The organism is Streptomyces tendae (assembly GCF_008632955.1).
In the GTDB taxonomy this organism is placed as follows: domain Bacteria; phylum Actinomycetota; class Actinomycetes; order Streptomycetales; family Streptomycetaceae; genus Streptomyces.
The window spans coordinates 3,073,081-3,095,744 of the sequence record NZ_CP043959.1; the positions used below are offsets into that span (position 1 = coordinate 3,073,081).

The window sequence follows — 22,664 nt, forward strand, 5'->3', positions numbered from 1 at the left end:
ACCGGGCGGCCCCTCCCGTACCTGGGAGGGGCCGCCCGGTCCGTCGCCCGGCCGCGGGTACCGCCCGTCAACCCTCCCCGAGCGGACGGGGGTTGGGCGTCACCTGCTTCTTCCTGGTCCGTCCCGGCGGGGTCAGGAACAGCGCGACGAACCCGGCGAACAGCGAGATGCCGCCCGCGAGCCCGAAGGCGCCGTTGTAGCCCCAGGCGGCGACGACCACGGACCCCATGCCCGCGCCGAGACCCGAGACCAGCTTGGAGCTGTAGACCATCCCGTAGTTGGTGGCGTTGTTGTTCTCCCCGAAGTAGTCCGCGGTCAGCGCCGCGAACATCGGGAAGATGGCACCGCCGCCGAAGCCGGAGATCGCGGAGAAGACCAGGAACAGCGGCAGGTTCTTGATCTCCGCCGACCAGATGATGCCGAACTGGGCCAGGCCCAGGATCACGCACACGTACAGCAGACACTGCTTGCGGCCGTAGAGGTCGGAGAGCCAGCCGATCACGCCGCGCCCGGTGCCGTTGACGATCGCCTTGAGCGACATCGCGGTGGCCACGATGCCGGCCGCGAAGCCCGCGTGCTCACCGATGTCCACCTGGAAGGCGATGCCGAAGATGTTCACGCCGGAGGTGCAGGCGAGACAGAACCACATCAGCGCCACCCGGCCGGTCCGCCACGCCTCCAGGGGCGAGTACTGCTTCACGGCCGGGGGGTTCTTCTCGAGCGAACGCCGGGCCCGCGGGTCGTCCGGCGGGTTCAGCGGGTCGATGGAGTCCGGCCACCAGTTCTTCGGCGGGTCGCGGAAGTAGAAGCCGGCGACGGCCACCACCGCGGCGAGGAAGACACCGGAGGAGACCAGCACCCAGCGGAAGTTGGAGCCGTCCATGTAGCCGTGGAAGATGAAGACGAAGGGCACCGACCCGTAGGCGAAACCGCCGTTGACGAAGCCGGTCTTGCCGCCCTTGCGCTCCGGGTACCACTTGCCGACCATGTTGACGCAGGTCGCGTACACCATGCCGGCGCCCATGCCGCTGAACACGCCGAACCCGATGAAGGCCAGCGCGACATGCGGCGCGAACGCCAGCGAGAGATAGCCGAGCAGCGTGCCGACCGAGCCGAGCATCATCGCCCACCGCGCGGGCAGCTTGCCGTTCTCCCGCAGCCGGCCCGCCGGGAAGGCCACCGCGGCCTGGCAGAACACCCAGGCGGTCATCATCCAGTAGATGCTGCCGCTGGACCAGCTGTGGGCCTCGTGGAGCGTGTCCTCCGCCGACGCGAACGCGTACTCGGCAGAGGAGATGCCCATCATGCCGACCCAGGGCAGGATCACCATCCACTTGCGCTTGCGGCCCATGATGTCGACGTCGGTCTCGCCGACGCGGTAGACCCGCCCGTTCCTGTCGGTCACCTCCCGATAGGGGACGACCCGTGTGACATCCGTGGTTGTCATGTAGTTTGCACCCCTTGCGTCGAAAGAACTGGCCAGCGCCCCCTGTCCCGTGCCTTTCGTGCGCGCCCGGGTCCGGGACCGGCCGGCGCGCACCCGCCGGCCGGCCGCCCGGTTCCGTTCAGCTCATGAGCCGCCTCCCAGGAGTCCGGCCGCCCGCGCCCAGCGGTACTTGGCGCCGAGGACGGCCACCGGCTTCTCGGTCGTGTACGGGTAAGCCACGACGCCGCGCTCGAAGAGGTACTGGCAGGCCTCCTCGACCTCCACGTCTCCGGCGAGCGAGGCCACCACGGGCTTGGAGATGCCCTTCTCGCGGAACTCGGCCACCACGCGCGCGGTGAGTTCGGCGAACACCATGGGGGGTGTGACGATCGTGTGCCAGTAGCCGAGCACCAGCGCGTGGATGCGCGGGTCCTCGAGTCCCAGCCGGATCGTCGCCTCGTACGTCGACGGCGGCTCGCCCCCGGTGATGTCCACCGGGTTGCCGGCGGCCCCGAACGGCGGGATGAACTCCCGGAAGGCCGCGTCCAGATCGGGCGGGATCTCCATCAGCGTCAGCCCGTTGTCCGTCACCGCGTCCGACAGGAGCACCCCGCTGCCGCCCGCCCCGGTGATGATCACGACGTTGTCGCCCTGCGGAGCGGGCAGCACGGGCAGCGCCCGCGCGTACTCCAGCATGTCGTTGAGACCCGGCGCCCGGATCACGCCGGCCTGCCGCAGGATGTCGTCGTACACGGCGTCGTCGCCCGCGAGCGCCCCGGTGTGCGAGCCCGCGGCCCTGGCGCCCGCCGCCGTACGGCCCGCCTTCAGCACCACCACCGGCTTCTTCGGCACGGTCGCCCGCGCGGCCTCGACGAACGCGCGCCCGTCCTTGAGGTCCTCCAGGTGCATCGCGATGCACTCGGTGTGCGGGTCCTCCCCGAACCAGGTCAGCAGGTCGTCCTCGTCGAGGTCCGACTTGTTGCCGAGGCCGACGATCGCCGAGACGCCCGTCTTCGTGGTCCGCGCGAAGCCCAGGATCGCCATGCCGATGCCGCCCGACTGGCTGGTCAGCGCCACCCCGCCCTTGACGTCGTAGGGCGTGCAGAACGTGGCGCACAGGTCCTGCCAGGTCGAGTAGTAGCCGTAGATGTTGGGCCCGAGGATCCGGATGCCCAGCCGCTCGGCGATCTCCACGATCTCGTCCTGCAGCGCCTGCTCACCGGTCTCGGCGAAGCCGGAGGGGATGAGGACGGCGTTCGGGATCCGCTTGCGCCCCACCTCCTCCAGCGCCGAGGCCACGAACCGGGCGGGAATCGCGAAGACCGCCACATCCACCTCGCCGGGAACGTCGGTGACACTCTTGTACGCCTTGCGGCCCAAGATGTCATCGGCCTTGGGGTTCACCGGATGGATCTCCCCGGCGAAGCCGCCGTCGACGAGGTTGCGCATCACCGAGTTGCCGATCTTGCCGGGCTCGCTGGACGCGCCGATCACCGCCACCGACCGCGGCTGCATCAGCCGCCGCATGGAGGTGAGGATCTCCTCCCGGGAGTACCGGCGCCGCTCCTTGGGCACCCCCTCCGCGAGGATCACCCGGATGTCGGCCGCGACCGCTCCGGCCGGCGTGGCGATCACCGGGTTGAGGTCCACCTCGGCGATCTCCGGGAAGTCCGTGACCAGTTCGGACACCCGCCGGATCTGCTCGGCGACCGCCCACCGGTCCACGCCCTCCTGGCCCCGCACCCCGGTGAGGATCTCCGCCGACCGGATCGAGTCCAGCATCGACAGCGCCTCGGCGGCGTCCACCGGCGCCAGCCGGAACGTGACGTCCTTCAGCACCTCGACGAGCACCCCGCCGAGCCCGAACGCCACCACTTTCCCGAACGTCGGGTCGGTGACCGCGCCGACGATGACCTCCTGGCCCCGCGGCAGCAACTCCTGCACCTGCACGCCCTCGATGCGCGCCCCGGGGTCGTACGCCCGGGCGTTCTCCACGATCCGGCAGAACGCCGCCCGCACGTCCGCCGCGCCCTCGACGCCCACGACCACACCGCCGGCGTCGGTCTTGTGCAGGATGTCCGGGGACACGATCTTCATCACGACGGGCCCGCCCAGCCGCGCCGCGCACGCCACCGCCTCGTCGACGTCCCGCGCCAGCTCCTCCCCGGGCACGGCGATGCCGTACGCGTCGGCGATCACCTTGCCCTCGGGCGCGGTGAGCGCGGTCCGCCCCTCGGCACGCACCGCGTCCAGCAGCGCGCGCACCTTCGACGCCCGGTCCTCGGCCATCACGTCAGATCACCCCGTTCGACTTGAGCAGGCGCACTTCCTCGTCGCCGAGGCCGAGTTCGCCGACGTAGACCTCTTCGTTGTGCTCGCCGAGCAGCGGGGAGGCGACCACGTCCACGGGGGAGTCGGACAGCTTCAGCGGGCTGCCCACGGTGACGAACTCGCCGCGCTCGGGATGCGGGACCGTCACCACCATCTCGTTGGCGACCAGCGAGCGGTCCTCGATGATCTCCTTGGTGGACAGGATCGGCCCGCACGGGATGTTGTGCGCGTTGAGCCGCTCCAGCACCTCCCACTTGGGGAGCGTCGAGGACCACTCCTCGATCAGCTGGAACATCTTGTTCAGCTTCGGCAGCCGGGCCTCCGGCGTCGCCCACTCGGGGTCGTCCGCCAGCTCGGGCCGGCCGATGAGCTCGCTGACCGGCTTCCAGCCGACGGGCTGCACGATGACGTACACGTAGTCGTTCGGGCCGCCCGGCGCGCACTTCACGGCCCAGCCGGGCTGACCGCCTCCGGACGCGTTGCCGGAGCGGGGCACCTCGTCGCCGAAGTCCTCGTTCGGGTACTCGGCGAGCGGCCCGTGCGCCAGGCGCTGCTGGTCGCGCAGCTTCACCCGGCAGAGGTTGAGCACCGCGTGCTGCATGGCCACGTTCACCCGCTGCCCGCGCCCGGTGCGCTCCCGCTGGAACAGCGCGGCGAGGATGCCGGCCACCGCGTGCACGCCGGTGCCCGAGTCGCCGATCTGGGCGCCCGTGGCGAGCGGCGGCCCGTCCTCGAAACCGGTGGTCGACATCGAACCGCCCATCGCCTGCGCGACGACCTCGTACGCCTTGAAGGCGGTGTAGGGCCCGTCCCCGAAGCCCTTGATGGAGGCGTAGACGATGCGCGGGTTGATCTCCCTGATGCGGTCCCAGGTGAACCCCATCCGGTCGACCGCGCCCGGCCCGAAGTTCTCGACCATGACGTCCGAGCGCCGGATCAGCTCGGTGAGGATCTCCTTGCCGCGCTCGGTCTTGGTGTTGAGGGTGATGCTCCGCTTGTTGCAGTTGAGCATCGTGAAGTAGAGGGAGTCGACGTCCGGCAGGTCACGCAGCTGCTTGCGCGTGATGTCGCCGGTCGGTGCCTCCAGTTTGACGACGTCCGCGCCGAGCCAGGCCAGCAGCTGGGTCGCGGAGGGCCCGGACTGGACGTGGGTCATGTCGAGGACGCGGATGCCCTCAAGTGCCTTGGGGGTCACGGGCGTTCACCTCACTTGTACATGGTCTGGTTCATGGTTCCGGGGGCGTACGCGTCGGGATCCACCCAGACGTTGATCAGCGACGGCTTGCCCGACTCCCGGGCGCGGCGCAGCGCGGGCCCGATGTCGGCGGGGTCGCGGACCTCCTCGCCGTGGCCGCCGAGCATCCGCGCGAACTCGTCGTAGCGGACGTCCCCGAGGGTGTTGCCGACCCGCTCGCGGTCCTTGCCGTACTTGGCGGCCTGGCCGTAACGGATCTGGTTCATCGAGGAGTTGTTGCCGACGATGCCGACGAACGGCAGGTCGTAGCGGACCAGCGTCTCGAAGTCCCAGCCGGTGAGGGAGAACGCGCCGTCGCCGAACAGCGCGACGACCTCCTTGTCCGGCCGGGCCTGCTTGGCGGCCAGCACGAACGGCACGCCGACACCGAGCGTCCCGAGTGGCCCCGGGTCCATCCAGTGACCGGGCGACTTGGGCTGCACGACCTGCCCGGAGAAGGTGACGATGTCGCCGCCGTCGCCGATGTAGATCGAGTCCTCGGTGAGGAAGTCGTTGATCTCGCTCACCAGCCGGTACGGGTGGATGGGGGAGGCGTCCGAGCGCAGCTGCGGCAGCCGCTTGTCGAGCGCGGTCTGCTCGGCGGCCCGCAGCTCGTCCAGCCACTCCTTGCGCCTGGACGCACCGCCGTTGACCCGCCCCGAGGCCGCCTCGGTCACCGCCTTCAGCACCAGCCCCGCGTCCCCGACGATGCCGAGGTCGATGTCGCGGTTCTTGCCCACCGTGCGGTAGTCGAGGTCGATCTGCACGACCGTCGCGGCGGGGGAGAGCCGCTTGCCGTAGCCCATGCGGAAGTCGAAGGGCGTGCCGACGATGACGATGACGTCGGCGTTGGAGAACGCGTACCGGCGCGACAGCTGGAAGTGGTGCGGGTCCCCGGGCGGCAGGGTGCCGCGCCCCGCCCCGTTCATGTACGCGGGGACGTTGAGGGTGCGGACCAGCTCGACGGCGGCCTCGGTGCCCCGGGTCGTCCACACCTGGCTGCCCAGCAGGATCGCCGGCTTCTCGGCGTGCACCAGCAGGTCGGCCAGCTTCTCGACCGCCTCCGGGTCGCCGGGCGAGCGGGTGGAGGCCCGGTAGGCGCCCTCCCGGGGCACCCGCGCCTTGTCGGCGGGCACCTTCGCGTCCAGCACGTCGCGCGGGATCTCCAGGAAGGAGGGCCCGGGCGCGCCGTGGTAGCACTCGCGGAAGGCCATCGACACCATGTCCGCGGCGCGCGCCGTGTCCGGCACGGTCGCCGCGAACTTGGTGACGGGGTTCATCATGTCGACGTGCGGCAGGTCCTGCAGCGACCCCATCTTGTGCTGGGTCAGAGCCCCTTGGCCGCCGATCAGCAGCATCGGCGACTCCGCGCGGAAGGCGTTGGCGACCCCGGTGACCGCGTCGGTGGTGCCCGGTCCCGCCGTGACCACCGCGCAGCCGGGTTTCCCTGTGATGCGCGCGTAGCCGTCGGCGGCGTGCGCGGCGACCTGCTCGTGCCGTACGTCGACGACCTCGATGCCCTCGTCGACGCAGCCGTCGTAGATGTCGATGATGTGGCCGCCGCACAGTGTGTAGATGCGGTCGACGCCCTCGGCCTTGAGGGCCTTGGCAACGAGATGACCGCCGGAGATGACGTCCTGGGTGTCGTCGGGCATGGCGAGGTCCTGTCCCTTTCCTAGGGGGCGGGGAACGCTGTCGCGGTACATTGCATACAGTCGACGAATACTGTATGAAGCTTGTTATCCCGCATCCGATGGGTGGTGTCCAGGGGGTGCGCGGCACTTTTCGGTCGCCGGTCCCCGGCCCCCACCGGACCCTCCGGCGACTTCGCAGACAGGAGCCGAGATGGACCTGTACGAACACCAGGCAAGGGAACTCTTCGCAGACCACGGCATCGTGGTGCCGCGGGCCGAGGTCACCGGCTCGCCCAAGCGGGCCCGCGAGATCGCCCGCAGGCTCGGCGGCCGCGTGGTCGTCAAGGCCCAGGTGAAGACCGGCGGACGCGGCAAGGCGGGCGGCGTCAAACTCGCCGCCGACCCCGCCGCCGCCGAACTCACCGCACGCCAGATCCTCGGCATGGACATCAAGGGCCACACGGTCGGCACCGTGATGCTGGCCCAACCCGTCGACATCGAGAGCGAGTTCTACGTCTCCTACGTCCTGGACCGCGCCGCCGGCCGCTTCCTCGCCATCGCCTCCGCCGAAGGGGGCATGGACATCGAGGAGGTCGCCGCCACCCGCCCCGACGCCGTGGCGCGCGTACCCGTCGACCCGGCCGAGGGCGTCACTCCGGCGGTCGCGGCCCGCATCGCCGACGCCGCGGGGCTGCCCGCGCGCACCGTCGACGTCCTGGTGCGCCTGTGGGACGTCCTGGTCGGTGAGGACGCCCTCCTCGTGGAGGTCAACCCGCTGGTCCGCACCCGCGACGGACAGATCATGGCGCTCGACGGCAAGGTCACCCTCGACGACAACGCCCGTTTCCGGCAAGCGCGTTGGGGTGACGAGGCGGACACGGGCCACGACCCGCTGGAAGCGGCGGCGGCCGCCAAGGGCCTCAACTACGTCAAGCTCGACGGCGAGGTCGGCGTCATCGGCAACGGCGCCGGACTCGTCATGTCCACCCTCGACGTGGTCGCCGGCTGCGGCGCCCGCCCCGCCAACTTCCTCGACATCGGCGGCGGTGCCTCCGCCCAGGTCATGGCCGACGGACTGTCCGTCGTCCTCTCCGACCCGTCGGTGAAGTCCGTCTTCGTCAACGTCTTCGGCGGCATCACCGCCTGCGACGCGGTCGCCGACGGCATCGTCCGCGCGCTGGACACCGTACGGCTCACCAAGCCGCTCGTCGTGCGTCTGGACGGCAACAACGCGGAACGCGGACGGGCCCTTCTCGGGGAGCGCGCGCATCCGCTCGTCGAACAGGTCACCACCATGGACGGCGCCGCGAGCCGGGCCGCCCACCTCGCCACCACACCCTGAGGAGACCGGACGACATGGCGATCCACCTCACCAAGGAGAGCAAGATCCTCGTCCAGGGCATGACCGGCGGCGAGGGCATGAAGCACACCCGGCGGATGCTCGCCGCCGGCACGAACGTCGTCGGCGGCGTCAACCCGCGCAAGGCCGGCCGCACCGTCGACTTCGAGGTCCCCCCGGGCCCGGACGGCCTGGGAGGTGCCCCCAGTTCCGTCCCCGTCTTCGGCTCCGTCGCCGAGGGCATGGACGCGACGGGAGCCGATGTCACCGTGGTCTTCGTGCCGCCCGCCTTCACCAGGGCGGCGGTGACCGAGGCCGCCGACGCCGGCATCGGGCTCGCGGTGGTCATCACCGAGGGTGTCCCCGTCCACGACTCAGTCGCCTTCCTCGCCCACGCCCGCCGGCGGGGTACCCGCGTCATCGGCCCCAACTGCCCCGGCCTGATCAGCCCCGGCCAGTCCAACGCGGGCATCATCCCCGCCGACATCACCAAGCCCGGCCGCATCGGCCTGGTCTCCAAGTCCGGCACCCTCACCTACCAGCTCATGTACGAACTGCGGGACATCGGCTTCTCCACCTGCGTCGGCATCGGCGGCGACCCCGTCGTCGGAACCACCCACATCGACTGCCTGGCCGCCTTCCAGGACGACCCCGACACCGACCTGATCGTGCTCATCGGCGAGATCGGCGGCGACGCGGAGGAACGCGCGGCGGCCTACATCCGCGACCACGTCACCAAGCCCGTCGTCGGCTACATCGCCGGCTTCACCGCCCCCGAGGGCCGCACCATGGGCCACGCAGGCGCGATCGTCTCCGGATCCTCCGGTACGGCGCGGGCGAAGCAGCAGGCACTGGAGGCGGCCGGCGTGCGGGTCGGCCGCACGCCCACGGAGACGGCCCGGCAGGTCCTGGCCGTCCTGGACGCCGGCAGCTGAACCCTCGCGGGGCCGGGCAGCCGTACCTGTTCCTCGCCCGGACCCCCGGGGCCACCCCTGATCTCTCGACCGTGCACCGAGAGCGGAGCGAACCGTATGACACCCACCCTCACCCTCAAGTCCGGCACCGCCTGGGCCGACGCCTGGCAGCGCTGCCTGACCGTCGCCCCGGAAGCCTTCCGGGACGACCGCGTCCTGAACCTCTGGAACGCCACGTGGCAGGCGGACGGACGGTCCCTGCCCGCCGTCAGCCCCGTGGACGGCGGCCCCGTCGCGGGCCCGCCCCGCCTGGACCGGGCCACCGCCCGGCAGGCCGTGCGGGCGGCCCTGGACCAGCACCGCGCCTGGCGGCACGTCCCGCTGCCGGAACGCCGGGCCCGCGTCGCCGCCACCCTGGACGCGCTCGCCGAGCACCGCGACCTGCTCGCCCTGCTGCTCGTCTGGGAGATCGGCAAGCCCTGGCGACTGGCCCGCGCCGACGTAGACCGGGCCATCGACGGCGTCCGCTGGTACGTCGACGGCATCGACGCCATGCTCGACGGCCGCACCCCGCTCGACGGCCCCGTCTCCAACATCGCGAGCTGGAACTACCCGATGAGCGTGCTGGTCCACGCCCTGCTGGTGCAGGCGCTGGCCGGCAACGCGGTCGTCGCCAAGACCCCGACCGACGGCGGCGTCGCCTGCCTCACCCTGGCCACGGCGCTCGCCGCCCGCGAGGGCATCCCGGTCACCCTCGTCAGCGGCAGCGGGGGCGAGCTGTCCGAGGCACTGGTGCGGGCGCCGGAGATCGGCTGCGTCTCCTTCGTCGGCGGACGCGACACCGGTGCGGCGGTCGCCACGGCAGTCGCCGACCTGGGCAAACGCCACATCCTCGAACAGGAGGGACTGAACACCTGGGGCATCTGGAACTACTCCGACTGGGACACCCTGGGCGCGGTGATCCCCAAGCTGTTCGACTACGGCAAGCAGCGCTGCACGGCCTACCCGCGCTTCGTCGTCCAGCGCAGCCTCTTCGACGAGTTCCTCGCCGCCTACCTCCCGGCCGTGCGCACCCTGCGGATCGGCCACCCCCTCGCCGTCGAGCACCCCGGCGACCCGTACCCGGCGCTCGACCTCGGTCCGGTGATCAACGCGGCGAAGGCGAAGGAGCTCCACGACCAGGTCGCCGAGGCCATCGACCGGGGCGCCGTCCCGCTGCACCGGGGCACGCCGGCCGGCGCCCGCTTCCTGCCCGGGCAGGACACGTCGGCGTACGTCCGGCCCGTCACGCTGCTCAACCCGCCGCGCTCCTCCCCGCTGCACCACGCGGAGCCGTTCGGCCCGGTCGACACGATCGTCCTGGTCGACACGGAGGCAGAACTGCTGGCCGCCATGAACGCGTCCAACGGCGCCCTGGTGGCCACCCTCTCCACGGACGAGCGGTCCACCTTCGACCGGCTGGCCCCGCACATCCGCGCCTTCAAGATCGGCCACGGGGTGCCCCGCTCCCGCGGTGACCGGGACGAGCTGTTCGGCGGCTTCGGGGCGTCCTGGCGCGGCGCCTTCGTCGGCGGCGAGCTCCTCGTCCGGGCGGTGACCCGGGGCCCGGCGGGGGAGAGGCTGCCGGGCAACTTCCCGGACCACCGGCTGACGCCCTGAGCCCGTCGCGGCCCGGCCGCGCACGCTGCTGTCCGCACCGCCTCCCGGGCGAAGGAAACGCAGGTGAAAGGCACTGCGAAACCTTGGTATGGTTGTCCTTGTCGCCGCGGGGGGCCACCCCGCATGCGACAGACACCTTGTCCGGGTGGCGGAATGGCAGACGCGCTAGCTTGAGGTGCTAGTGCCCTTTATCGGGCGTGGGGGTTCAAGTCCCCCCTCGGACACGTGCTCCCTCGAGGGCTCCGACCACACGGTCGGGGCCCTCGAGCCGTTCCCGGGGGTGCCGGTGGATCCGGACACGCCACGGAACAAGGGCGGAGCCCCGAGAACCCTTTCGGTTCTCGGGGCTCCGCCCTTGTTCCGGCCGATGGGTGTCGCGTGCGACGCCTACCGTGCCTGCGCGCCGAATCGCGTGCCGACGTTGGGCAGACCGCCCGTGCCGGGCTTGTAGGCGGTCACCGGGGCGACGGCGCCGCCGACGACGGTGTTCGACATGGGCAGGGCGTACAGAGCGCCGAGGCCGGGGCCGTACGGCATGCCCACGTACAGGTGGGTGCCGGTGTAGTGGATGTTGCGGCCCAGGTACTGGTTGGCGCCGGGGGGACCGGGGATACCGTCGCCGTCACCGGCTTCGATCCACCTGTCGTTGGCGCCGGCTGCGGCGACCAGGGAGAAGGTGTGAACGGCACCCGCGTTGGCGGTGGTGCCGAGGGCCTCACCGGGGACACCGACGGCGAGGCGCATGGTGGCCGTCGTGGAGACGGCGCGCGGGTCGGTGTTCACCGCGGTCAGGCTCTCGCCCATACGGTCGCCGGCCTCGGCGGTGCCGGAGACGTCGTCGTCGGCGGTGCCCTGCCACAACTCGCGGGACTCCTGCCAGGTGCCGGCGGCGGTGACACGGCCGACGACCACACGGCCGGCAGCCGCCTTGGAGGCGGTGCCGACGGTCATGGCCTCACCGGGTGAACCGATCGCGAGCATCGACTCGTTGGCCGTCGCGGCCCCGGAAGGCCGGTAATCGGTAAGGGTCAGCGCGTAGCCGAATTCGTCGCCGGCTTCGGCACCCCCGGAGACGTTGTCGAGGTCCTGGTCGAGGCCGAACAGCGGCTTGGGGTGACCTTCGGCGTGGAGGGTGTGGGAGAAGACGGCCAGGTTGCCGGCCGCGTCGTCACCGCCGATGTTCTCGTTGGGCGCGCCGACGGCGATGTGGTTGGCGTCGCCGGCCACGGCCGCGCCGAACCCGTCATCGGCCTCGACGGCACCGGGCACGTCGGTCGTGTCCTGGTGGATGGCCACATTGGTGCCGCCGCGCAGGTAGAAGGCCATACCTGCCTTGGCCTTCCCGTTCACGGTCTCACCAGGCACACCGATCAGGAGGTAGGGCTCGCCCTCGGCGGTGGTGCCCGCGGCGACGGAGTCGCCCATCCGTTCACCGGCCCCGGGGGCCGACGCCTTGATCGCGCCGGTGCCCGCGCCCTGTTCGAGGTGGGTGTTCTTCAGCGGCCCGGCGCCGAGGCCGCCGGAGGCACCGTAGAGCACGTCGACGAAACCCGCGTCGGCGGCACTGCCGACGTCCTCCAGGGTGCTGCCGACGACGAGGTCGGTGTAGCCGTCCTCGTTGTAGTCGACGGTGTCGATCGCGTCACCGAACCAGTCGCCCTGCTCGGCCGCGCCGGCCACCCAGTCGAGGTCCTGGTTGATCTCGGCGGTCCCCTTGCCGCCGCCGTACACGATCCGCACGAGACCCGCGTTGGTGTCACCGCCGACCGTGGCCGCCGGGTCGGCGATGGCGATGTCCTCGATCCCGTCACCGTTGAAGTCGGTGATGCGGGGGGCGCGGACCTTGGAGCTCACCCAGGAGGCCAGGTCGTCCACCCGGGAGATCACACCGCCGGTCCCGGTCTGCGCGGCGTCCGTGCCGTAGCAACCGCCCTGGTGCGACTGGCTGCTGAGGCCGACGAGCGTGCCCGCGACGACGACCGGGCCTCCGGCGTCGCCCATGCAGGCGGCCGCGCCGTTCACGCCGGTCACGTTCGCGGAGGTGGCGGCGACCGAGTCGACGGTGTACGCCCCGGTGTGCAGACGGAGCGGGGCCCACTCGTCGGCGGTACGGCCGTACCCGGCGAACTTCACTTGCTGGCCGGCCGCGGGCGCGGTGGTCGCGAGGGCGGCGGGCGCCACGTCGGTGACCGGCCGGTTCAGCCTGGCCAGGACCACGTCACGGTCCGTGCGCGGCACGAGCTCGACGACACGGCGCTCGGCGCCCTGGGAGTTGGAGAGGTCGCTGCGTCCGATGACGGCGGTGACCGCCTTCGACGGGGCGCCGGGAGTGACCGCGAGCGAGACGGCCGGGTCTGCGGCGAAGCAGCTGGCGGCCGTGAGCAGCCATTCGGTGTCCACGAGGACCGCGGAACAGCCGCGGTCGTGCCCGCCGACGATGATCTGGGCGGTGTAGGCGTAGGTGGTGTCCGCGTCGGCGACCGGGGTTCCGCCGGTGACGGCGGCCGCGGGCACCGCGGACAGCGCCAGCGACCCGGCGGCCAGGACGGCACCGAGCGCGGCGACGCGGGAGAGTCTGCTGGGATGCATGGGAGTGGTTACCTCAATCACAAGGCTGAGCAGGGTGGTCGGGGGAGCGGGTCCGGACCGGGACGGCGTCCTGGACTCGGCTACTTGACCGTCCGGATCTCAACGAGCATGTGGTCGCGCCCCTGCGGGTCCGCGGACTCGCCCACCGGGGTCCAGGCGTTCTTGCGGACCTCGACGGTCTTCTCCTCGGTGCCGACGGTCATGTCGACGGTGGTGGAGTAGTCGTTGCCCTTGATGGAGTAGACGGCGGGGATCTCCAAGGTCAGCCAGCCCTCGTCGCCGACGGTGTCGAAGCAGAGGTTGTCTTCGCTGATCCGGGTCGAGATCTCGATCTGACCGGTGCCGACCGCGCAGTCGGCCAGGGTGATGTGGCCGTCGCCGCGCTTCAGGACAATGTTCTTTTCAGCCAGAATCTCGTCTGCAAACGGGTAGTTGAAATCCTCAACGGCATAGCCGGGGGCTTCGTCCACGACAAGTTCCGGGGACGCCCCCTGGGTGGACGATTCAGGGAGACCGGTGGTTACCGCGAGGATCGCGAGGGTGCCGGCCGCCGCAGCGCCGAGAATCCTCGCCGCAAGCCGATTTCTGCGCTTCCGCAGGGTCATTGTGCTGTTTCTCCTCATCGCTTCCTCAGTCCGAAACGGCATCACGGGCATGCGAAACAGGCCCCGCATCCGAGGGGGTGTTCCGGTGGCTTGAAATGGCTCATCTACCGCCGTGAGCCATGGGTGTGACGGGTGATCAACCCCGTGGACCTCGTCAAGTCAACACGAACCGGGGGGATGATCCAGCACCTCATTTGTGAAGATTCCGTGAGCGACGCACGGTGACTGGGGTGAATTGTCCGGACACTGATGAATAAAGGTTTGCATTGCAGTCGGGTCCAACGGGCGGTTAATAACTCGGCCGACGATTCAGTGAGTTGCTAAGGTCGGCGCAATCCAGTGACGACTATCCGCCGCATTCCGTGGTCAGCCCGGCCCGCAGGATCGCTGTGGGCCTCATCCAGCTTTCGCGAGGAATTCCCCATGCAGACAATGTTCTGGAGCAGACGCCGCGTACTCGGCGCGCTCGCGGCCGCGACCGCCGTCGCCGCCACCCCTTCGGTCCTGCGGCCGGCCACCGCCGCGGCCGCCGAGGGCACCGCGCCCGAGCCGGTGCCGCTGCCGGACACCGACCGGGCCAAGGTCGTCCGCGCGTGGCTGACCGGTGGCAGGGGGGTCAAGGCCGCCGCCGCCACGGCCCTCTACGGCTCGGACACCGAGATCTCGACCTTCCTCGCCGAGACGCTGCCGAAGCAGACCGTGCAGGACAACCGGGTCGCGATCATCAGCAGCTTGGACCGCGCGGGCAAGGGCCTGCGCCGTGAGGCCGTCGCCGCCCTGGAGTCCGGCGACGAAGCGATCGCCGCGTTCCTGACCAACGGTTTCCGGCCCGCCATGCGGGAGGACTTCAAGGTCGCCACCAACATCGTCGCGTCCACCGGCGGCAGGGGCGTGAACCGGGAGGCCAGTGCCGCCCTGGACGCCGGCACCGAAGCGGCGCTCGTCACCTTCCTCACCGACAAGCAGTACGACGCGCGGCTGGAGGACACCCGGGTACAGGTCAGCACCATGCTGATGACCGGTGGTCCGGAGGTGCAGAAGTACGCGGACCGCGCGCTGAGCGGTACCGCGGCCGACATCGAGTGGTTCATCGAAACCGGTCAGCACATCGCCCGAGCCCGTGACCAGGAAGCGGCGACCATCGAGGAACTGGTGGCCGTCGTCGAGCGTGAGGGCAAGCGCGCCGAGAAGGAGACCAACCTGGCGGTGGAGGCCGGGGCCCGCGCCGAGACCGCCGCCGCCAAGGCCAAGGAGGCCGCGGAGAAGGCCGCCGCCGAGGCCTCCGCCGCCCAGAACGACGTGCAGAAGGCAGGGGCCGCCGCCCGCAAGGCGGCGAGCGCGGCGAAGGGCGCGGCGGACGCCGCCCGCAACGCCATCAACGCCTCCAACGCGGCGGTGCAGGCGTCCCGTCGTGCCTCCTGGGCGGCCGCCGGTGCCGCGCAGGCCGCCTCCAAGGCGGGCAGCGCCGCGACCGCCGCCTACAACGCCGCGATAGCCGCGTCCAAGGACGCGACGAAGGCGGAGGCCGCCAAGAACGCGGCGGTCGCCGCCAAGAACGCCGCCGCCAAGGCCCGCAGCGCCGCCGCCGCGGCCGACAAGGCCGCCATCGCCGGCGAGGCGGCCAGCTCGGCGGGTGCTTCCGCCGCTTCCGCCGCCCGCAACTCGGCCGCGGCCGCCGCGGCCGCGGCCCAGGCCGCGGTGTCGGCCGGTGTCGCCAAGGCCGAGGCCGACGAGGCCAAGCGTCAGGCCGCCATCGCCAACAGCGCCGCCAACCGTGCCACCAATGCCGCCTCCTCCGCCCAGGCGCTGGCGAGCGCCGCGGCCAAGGCGGCACGCACCGCGCGGGACGCCGCGAACTCCGCCGCGGAGCACGCGGACAAGGCCGCCGCCGCGGCCGAGGAAGCCGTCCTCAACGCGGGCAAGGCCATCGACTACGCCAACAAGTCGACCGCCCACGCCGACGCGGCCGTGAAGGCCGCCAACATCGCCTCCCAGGCCGTCGCCGACGCCCTCGAGGTGGAGAAGAACGCGCGCGCCGCCGAGGCGCAGACTCTGGAGCAGGACAAGCAGCAGGCCATCGAGGAGGCCCAGCAGCTCGCCGTCATCGAGGCGAACGAGCTGTCCGACGTCCGCGACAAGCGGCTCATGTCGGAGCGCACCGCCCAGGACACCCTGGACACGATCGCGAAGGCCGAACAAGCCCTGTACTCCGGGGACATGGCATTGGCGGCCACCCTGGGCCGCAAGGCCGCGGTCGTCCTGATCGACTCCCGCGGGGCCCACACCCGGCAGGCCGCCCAGCACGCCCTCGCCGGTTCCGACGACGACGTCTACGCCTGGATCGACCTCGACCGGGCCCTCGCCCAGGAACAGGACGACCGCGAGACCACCCTCCACGTGGCGGCGATCGCCGGCCCGAAGGTCGCCGCCGCCGCCGCTGCCGCGCTGGAGAGCAACGAGTCCAAGGCCGTCGGCGACTTCCTCACCATCGGCATGAAGCGGGCATCCAACGAGGATCTGCGCGTCGCCATCAACAAGATCCTCGCCGAGGGCGCGGGCAGGGCCGTCACCGAGGCCGCCAACATCGCGCTCGACGAGAACACCACCGAGTCGCTCAACTACTTCTTCGACGAGGCCTACCCGCGCGCGCAGAAGCAGGACGACAAGGTCCGGGCCAACCAGCTCATCACCACCGCGGGCCCCTACACCAAGGCGTACGCGGAGGTCGCGCTCGAGGGACCGGCGTGGATGCTGCGCAACTTCATCACCGTCATCCAGTACCGCACGGCCCAGCTCGACCACGACACCGCCACCCACGTGGCGGCGATCCGCGGAGCCATTTCCGCCGCCGCGAAGATCGCGGAGAAGGCGCAGGAGAACGCGGCCCTCGCCTCGAAGGCCGCCGCCGACGCACGGAAGGCCGCCGCCGAGGCCCAGCAGTGGGCGCAGAAGGCACTCGACTCCGCGGCCAAGGCCGAGGACTACGCCCAGCAGGCCCGGGACCACGCCGCGGCGGCCGACCAGTCGGCCGCCGCCGCCCAGGCCTCCGCCAACACCGCCAAGAACGCCGCCGCCAAGGCCCGCACCGCTGCCCGTTCGGCCAACTACTCCGCCAACAAGGCCGTCGACTCCGCGCGCGCGGCCGTCGCGTCCTCCGCCGCCGCCCAGCGCTCCGCCGCTGCGGCCCGCGCCGCCGAACTCGCCGCCTCCGCCGACGCGAAGGCCGCCGCCCAGGCGTACGCCCAGGCCAAGAGGATCGCCGCCGACAAGAAGCGCGCCGAGGAGATCGCCGAAGCCAAGGAGCGCGCCCGCATAGCCGAGGAACAGCGCGCGAACAAGCAGAACCCGGCCGACAACGGCAAGAACGACCAGGTCAATCCGCACGGCACCGGGGACGGCGACGCCGACGAGTGGTGGAACGACGCGCAGTTCTACGCGGACGCCGCCGACGTGATCAGCATCGGCGCCGGTCTGCTCGCGGCAGGCTGCGGCCTCGCCGCCTTCGTCTTCCCGCCGGCCCTCGCCGCGGCCGGCTTCTTCGCCGCGGTCTCCGCGGGCGCGGGCGCCCTCGGCACCCTCTTCACCGGCATCGAGCACGGCTTCACCAGCGGCGCCTTCTGGGAGTCCGCCGTCGGCACCGGCCTGAGCCTGGTCACGTTCGGCGCCTACAAGTGGGTGGGCGCGGCCGACAAGGCGCTCGGTGGCGCTCTCGTCAAGCCCGTCGTGGGCAAGATCACGGAGGTCGGCGAGGACCTGGTCTCGCCCATCACCAAGGGCCTCAGCAAGCTCTACGACCTGGCGGCCTGATCCCCTTCCGCTTCCCCGGGGGCGCCGCGATCAGGCGGCGCCCCCCTTCCCCCCTTTCACGGAGAGTTCCTGCCCTATGCACGGAATACGCCGAGGGCGCGTCCCCCGAAGACGCGCCCGCTCGACGGCCCTGACCTTCCTCACCGCCCTGGCCCTCGTCCTTCCCACGGCCGCGACGAGCCGGGCGGCCGAGCCGCCGGCGACGGTGAAGGCCCCGACCACCACCAAGTCCCCCGCGCCCGGCGCGAAGACCACCCAAACCAGTGGGTTCGCGGCCGGCTCCGGTGAGGAGTGCGCCGCCACCGCGCCCGGCTCCAAGGAACGCCGCGCGGGTGCCGTCGAGTCCTGCGTGACGGTCACCCCCGCCCCCGTCACCGCCCCCGCGACGGCGAGGACCCGCACCGGTCCCGCCTCCTCCCTCGCGGCCGCCCCGGTGGGCAGCTGCGACATCACCAGCCCCGGCACCTACAGCTACGGGCGCTTCTCGTACTGCGTGACCGGCATCCACGTCACCTACATCCTCCGCGACACCAACGGCGCGGAACTGGGCCGCGGCGTCCTGCAGGTCTCCACCAGCGCCACGCTGTCCGCCCAGGCCACGACCTGGAGCGAGCAGGTCGACGTCACCATGATCAGTGGCAGCCCCGCGGTGCCGGCCCTCGACGCCAAGTTCCGTGCCTCATGCACAGCCGGCTGCAGGGCCACCACGACAGCCCCGTGGTACAAGAGCGACATCGTCGTCGGCGGGAACCTGAGCGGAGCCGTCAAGTACAGCTCGTCCCCGGCGGCGGGTACCGCCGTGTCGTTCACCACGGGATACAAGATGTACGTGACGTCCCCCGGCGCCACCGCCGTGGACCCGAACGCCTCGTGGGACAACCCGCGCACCATCCGCTGCGACGACGCGGTCGGGGGCAGCTCGTTGGCGGGCTGCGCGGTTCCGTCGGTCCTGCCCGAGCTGTCGATGAAGGCGACGGCCTCGGACGCGGGTGGCGCCGTCGCCTCCTACGCGTGGGCCCAGAAGAACCTCAGCGGAGCCTGGGGGAAGAAGGGCAGCCCGCTGACCCGGTCGACGAGCGGCGTGGCCAACCGGACCGCCGCCACCTGCGGCGGCTTCACGGCCGAGCCGGAACTCGTCGACGCCGACTCCTGCGCCGACTTCCCCTTCGGGGAGGCGAAGGAGGGCGGTGCCCCGGGCGACAAGTGCGTCCAGGTGATCCCCAACCTCGGCAACGGCGAATGGGACACCTACGTCCTGAACGACGCCCACGTCCTGGACCCGGCCTCACCGTGCGTGCAGGCCCATGTCACGCCCGCTGAGAAGCAGTTCGCCGACGCCCAGCTCGCGGACGGTTTCAGGGACCAGCGGGTGATCGACGCCGACCAGTTCGAGCTGACGTTCTCGTTGCCGGACACCGGCCCGCATGCCGACTGCCTGAACGACCCGACGCCGGGCGACTCGCTGCCCAACGGCGACGGCTGGTTCTCCATGGCCAAAGAGCCGGTTCCCCTTGTCAACAAGAGTGACCCGGCGGGCGGCAGCGGATTCAGGACGACCCGGGCGCTGGCATGCATCGGGCTCAACATCAAGGAGGGTACCGACACCAGCAACCCCGTCACCGGCATGAAGGACGCGGTGGAGTATGCGAAGGCGAACAATCTCCCCTACGACCAGGCCCGGTGTCATCTCGTCCCGAAGGTCCTCGGCGGGAAGGGCACGAGCAAGCGCACCCGGTTCAACCTCGTCCCTTGCTGGCAGGTCGGGATGAACACGGGCTCGCCCAGCATGCGAACCTACGAAAAGATGGCGGAGGACCTGGTCAAGGGCAACGATCCCCGTCGGGTTCTCGGAACGAGCGACGCGATCTTCTACCAGGTGACTCCCGTCTACAAGGACGCGAACAGCACCATCCCGGTGGGCGTCACGATGAGCGCTACCATCCAGCGGGCGAACGGGTCGAGCGAGGAACTGTTCCCCAGCGTCTACGTCACCAACACCTACGCGAACACCGGGTTGTACAACCTCGGTAACTGACCCCCACTCAGTTCTCGCCAACGGGAGCCGGCATGAGCTTCACCACCCCACCGCGGCCGTTCGACATCACCGCGCTCTTCCCCCAGCTGGCCCCGTTGGCGCGCATGGCGACCCGGCTGCACCCGCGGCCGGGGTCGCCGACCGTGCACGACAGTTCCGTCGGCGGGCCGCTGCTGTGGCCCGCCGACGAGCCGTGGCCGTACTGCGACGAACCGCACGACAGCCGCGCGGAGCCGGTGGTCCACACACCGGACGACGTCCGGCTCCTCCGTCGCGACCGCGCCGCGGCTGCCGAGCGGCGGCGCCTCGACCCCGAGGCACCCCAGTGGACTCCCGAGGAACGGGCCACCTGGGAGCGGCTCGCGAACCGCCCGTGGTTCGACGGCCCGATCCCTCTCCTCCCCGTCGCCCAGCTCTACGCCCGCGACGTCCCCTTCCCGCGCCCGCCTGAGGCGGACCTCCTTCAGGTGCTCTGGTGCCCCTTCGACCACGAGACGGCCCACCCCCGGACGGCCCTCTTCTGGCGCTCCTCCGCCACCGTCACCCACGTTCTCGACGCACCGCCCGAGCCGCCCGTCGTCCAACGGGACTGCTACCTCCCGGAGCCGTGCCTGTTCTCACCGGAGCAGGTCACCGAGTACCCCAACCCCTCGGAGCTGGACGAGGAACTGCAGGACCAACTGGAGGACGAGAGCCGTTGGGAGTCGATCGACCCCGAGCTGTACACCACGTACGCGGACGACCCGGGCGAGCTGTACCTGAACAACCTCTCCACCGCCCCCGGCTGGAAGACCGGCGGCTGGACCCGCTGGAGCCTCACCGATCCCAAGCCCCGCCCCTGCCCCGCATGCGGAACCGAGCAGGTCCCGCTTCTCACCCTCGCCTCCTCGGAGTGGGACGGCGGCAGCGGTACCTGGATCGCCGAGGAGGACCCGGCGGACACGTCCCCGCCTCCCCTGGGAGCCCGGGACGGTCGCTACACCCTGATCGACATCGTCGGCGGCTACAACCTGCAGCTCCATGTCTGCCCGGCCGACCCGTCCCACCCCCACATCGAAATGGTCCCGTAAGCGTCTTCGGCGTGCCCGCTTCGAGCAGGCCCGCATCGGCTGCCGACGCCATGCGGTCGGGGCCGCACCGGGACCTGCGGTAGTCGTCCGCCAGGAACTCCCTTAGCGCGAACCCGCGTTCGCCCCGGCGGCGGAGCGGCGAACGGTACGGGTCCCTCCACGAGCCGGCGGTGGCCGTTGCCCCTGCCCGGAATCCACCGACACCAGAGAGAAGACATGTCCTCACGACGTACCAGACGTGTACTGCCCGTCCTCGCGCTCTCCCTCACGCTGAGCCTCACGGCCGTCGGCACGGCGAACGCCAGCGAAGCCCCGGACCGCGACGCGTCCGGCTCCGCGAGTCCCGCCGTCGTCCCTGCTCCGGTCGATCCGGCGGCCCCCGCGGCGACCTTGCAGACCGCACCCTTCACCGCGGGGGAGTCCTGCGCCTCGGTTCTGGGCGGTACGCACCCGGCGGCGCCCGAGGCCGCCACGGCATGCGTGAGCGTGAAGAGCGGCACCACCGAAGCGGGCACCGTGCCCCGCACCCGGGCGACGTCCGCCCCGGCCGGGCGGGACGCCGTCGCCCCCGCGGGTTCCCCGACCACGCACGCCGACGAGGGCACCGCGGGCGCCCGGAGCCTGGCCGCCGCGGCGGACGACGCCGACGACCCGGCCGGCGACGGCCTCGGCACCGAGTTCGAACCCGACGCCGACGACCCCGAACCTCCGGCCGCCACCTGCCAGGTCACCAACCCCGGCACCTGGACGTGGAGCCGCACCGGCGGCATGTGCCTGAACGGCGCCGAGGTCACGTACAAGCTCCTCGACTCGAGGGGCGCGGAGATCGGGAGCGGCCTGATAGCCGTCAACTCGACCCTCAGCACGTCCTACAAATCCCTGGACGTCACCGAGACGATCACCGCCAAGGTGATCCGCGTCACCGGCGACGTGCAGAGTCTCACCCTGCGCATGCAGGTCGGCTGCGGCACCGGCTGCACGCCGGTGACCAAGCAGCCCTGGTACGCCACCACGCTGGGGTACGACCAGGAGGTCACCGGAAAGACCAAGTACCGCGGCGACCCCTTCGCCACGGGCAAGACCCGCGTCTCCTTCCGGACCAACTACGCGATGTACGTGACGATGCCGGGCGCCACTCCGGTCGACTCCAGTGCCACCTGGTCCAGCCCCGCGGGCGGGGAGATCCGCTGTGACGCCGAGCAGCCCCGGCTGCGCGGGTGCGTCATCCCCACGAACGACCTGCCCGTCCTCAGCTATTCGCGCGCGCACGAGAAGTACGGGATCGTCGTCCCGATCTACGAGGAGATCATGCGGCGCCGCGGTACCGACATCCTGCACGCCGTCGACCTGGCCCAGGCGACAGTCAACCGCAACGCCACCTGCACCCCGTTCACCAACCTGTACCCCAGCACCCGAGGAGCGGACAGCTGCGACGAGTTCCCGCCGGCCAGCACCAAGGAGGGCGGTCAGGACGGCACCCTCTGTGCCGAACTGACCCCGCAGGTCGTCAACAACGTGTGGTCCGCACCCGCGACCTGGGCCAACCGACCGGCCACCGGCACGGAGACCTGTCTGCGGCTGCACATAACCCAGCGCGCCAACAGCTCCGCCGGCGGTGTCCTCGGCTCCCTGCGCAAGTACCAGCGCCTGGTGACGGACGACCCGTTCCGCATCGAGTTCACCGCCTGAACAGGGCACGATGAACCGGGCCCCCGCGTTGTGCCGCGCGGGGGCCCGGCAGTCACGATCCGGCATACGGCGCCGGTACACAGAACGGAGGCAGAACATGACGACGGACGCGTTCGACTGGGCGGGTGACCAGATGTGCGTCACCTTCACCCGGGACCTGGACCCCGCCGAGGTGTTCACCCGCTACGGCGCCGACCCGGCCCGTTCCCGCATGCTCGACGCGGACGCCGCGTCAGACCTCCCCACCGGCCAGTTCGCTGCCGGGGCGGTGTCGCTCCTGCGGTCCGGGAGGCTCGGCGACTGGACGTTCTGCGTCGAGGAGGACGGTGTCA

General features: G+C 71.3%; 13 protein-coding genes, 1 tRNA gene and 1 pseudogene. 9 read left to right on the forward strand and 6 right to left on the reverse strand.

Annotation, left to right across the window (positions count from 1 at the left end; translation table 11 throughout):
• Nucleotides 1-67: 67 nt before the first annotated feature.
• From F3L20_RS14215 to F3L20_RS14230, 4 genes are all read right to left on the reverse strand, one after another.
• Nucleotides 68-1,447 (reverse strand): OFA family MFS transporter, encoded by a 1,380-nt coding sequence (locus F3L20_RS14215; RefSeq protein ID WP_150154706.1) that lies wholly within the window; start codon nucleotides 1,445-1,447, stop codon nucleotides 68-70.
• A gap of 123 nt (nucleotides 1,448-1,570) precedes the next feature.
• Nucleotides 1,571-3,715 carry an acetate--CoA ligase family protein gene (locus tag F3L20_RS14220; RefSeq protein ID WP_150154707.1) on the reverse strand — a complete coding sequence of 715 codons (2,145 nt, stop codon included), beginning with the start codon at nucleotides 3,713-3,715 and terminating at the stop codon, nucleotides 1,571-1,573.
• 4 nt (nucleotides 3,716-3,719) lie between these two features.
• Nucleotides 3,720-4,952: a formyl-CoA transferase gene (gene frc, locus F3L20_RS14225; RefSeq protein WP_145826314.1), complete on the reverse strand. Its 1,233-nt coding sequence runs from the start codon at nucleotides 4,950-4,952 to the stop codon at nucleotides 3,720-3,722.
• A gap of 11 nt (nucleotides 4,953-4,963) precedes the next feature.
• Nucleotides 4,964-6,646, reverse strand: a complete 1,683-nt coding sequence (locus F3L20_RS14230) for a thiamine pyrophosphate-binding protein (protein WP_150154708.1) — start codon at nucleotides 6,644-6,646, stop codon at nucleotides 4,964-4,966.
• A gap of 190 nt (nucleotides 6,647-6,836) precedes the next feature.
• On the opposite strand from F3L20_RS14230, the gene sucC reads away from it, so the two are divergent.
• The 4 genes from sucC to F3L20_RS14250 all read left to right on the forward strand — a co-directional run bounded on the left by sucC (nucleotide 6,837) and on the right by F3L20_RS14250 (nucleotide 10,761).
• Nucleotides 6,837-7,967 carry an ADP-forming succinate--CoA ligase subunit beta gene (sucC, locus tag F3L20_RS14235; RefSeq protein ID WP_150154709.1) on the forward strand — a complete coding sequence of 377 codons (1,131 nt, stop codon included), beginning with the start codon at nucleotides 6,837-6,839 and terminating at the stop codon, nucleotides 7,965-7,967.
• Nucleotides 7,968-7,981: 14 nt separating this feature from the next.
• On the forward strand, nucleotides 7,982-8,899 hold the full coding sequence (sucD, locus tag F3L20_RS14240) for a succinate--CoA ligase subunit alpha (RefSeq protein ID WP_145826311.1): 918 nt from the start codon (nucleotides 7,982-7,984) through the stop codon (nucleotides 8,897-8,899).
• 96 nt (nucleotides 8,900-8,995) lie between these two features.
• Complete coding sequence (locus F3L20_RS14245; RefSeq protein ID WP_150154710.1) at nucleotides 8,996-10,537, forward strand: aldehyde dehydrogenase family protein; 1,542 nt, start codon at nucleotides 8,996-8,998, stop codon at nucleotides 10,535-10,537.
• Between the two features lie 139 nt (nucleotides 10,538-10,676).
• Nucleotides 10,677-10,761, forward strand: a tRNA-Leu gene (locus F3L20_RS14250).
• 163 nt (nucleotides 10,762-10,924) lie between these two features.
• Here F3L20_RS14250 and F3L20_RS14255 read toward each other — a convergent pair.
• Both F3L20_RS14255 and F3L20_RS14260 read right to left on the reverse strand, forming a co-directional pair.
• On the reverse strand, nucleotides 10,925-13,126 hold the full coding sequence (locus F3L20_RS14255) for a trypsin-like serine protease (RefSeq protein ID WP_150154711.1): 2,202 nt from the start codon (nucleotides 13,124-13,126) through the stop codon (nucleotides 10,925-10,927).
• A gap of 80 nt (nucleotides 13,127-13,206) precedes the next feature.
• Nucleotides 13,207-13,731: a hypothetical protein gene (locus tag F3L20_RS14260; protein WP_240810896.1), complete on the reverse strand. Its 525-nt coding sequence runs from the start codon at nucleotides 13,729-13,731 to the stop codon at nucleotides 13,207-13,209.
• 423 nt (nucleotides 13,732-14,154) lie between these two features.
• On the opposite strand from F3L20_RS14260, the gene F3L20_RS14265 reads away from it, so the two are divergent.
• The 5 genes and pseudogenes from F3L20_RS14265 to F3L20_RS34545 all read left to right on the forward strand — a co-directional run.
• On the forward strand, nucleotides 14,155-17,538 hold the full coding sequence (locus F3L20_RS14265; RefSeq protein WP_206338894.1) for an ALF repeat-containing protein: 3,384 nt from the start codon (nucleotides 14,155-14,157) through the stop codon (nucleotides 17,536-17,538).
• Nucleotides 17,539-17,614: 76 nt separating this feature from the next.
• Complete coding sequence (locus tag F3L20_RS14270; protein ID WP_150154712.1) at nucleotides 17,615-19,573, forward strand: DNA/RNA non-specific endonuclease; 1,959 nt, start codon at nucleotides 17,615-17,617, stop codon at nucleotides 19,571-19,573.
• Nucleotides 19,574-19,605: 32 nt separating this feature from the next.
• Nucleotides 19,606-20,643 (forward strand): hypothetical protein, encoded by a 1,038-nt coding sequence (locus tag F3L20_RS14275; protein ID WP_150154713.1) that lies wholly within the window; start codon nucleotides 19,606-19,608, stop codon nucleotides 20,641-20,643.
• A gap of 216 nt (nucleotides 20,644-20,859) precedes the next feature.
• On the forward strand, nucleotides 20,860-22,332 hold the full coding sequence (locus F3L20_RS14280) for a NucA/NucB deoxyribonuclease domain-containing protein (protein ID WP_240810897.1): 1,473 nt from the start codon (nucleotides 20,860-20,862) through the stop codon (nucleotides 22,330-22,332).
• Between the two features lie 133 nt (nucleotides 22,333-22,465).
• A pseudogene (locus tag F3L20_RS34545) lies at nucleotides 22,466-22,645 on the forward strand (DUF6461 domain-containing protein); the annotation flags it as partial.
• Between the last annotated feature and the right edge of the window lie 19 nt (nucleotides 22,646-22,664).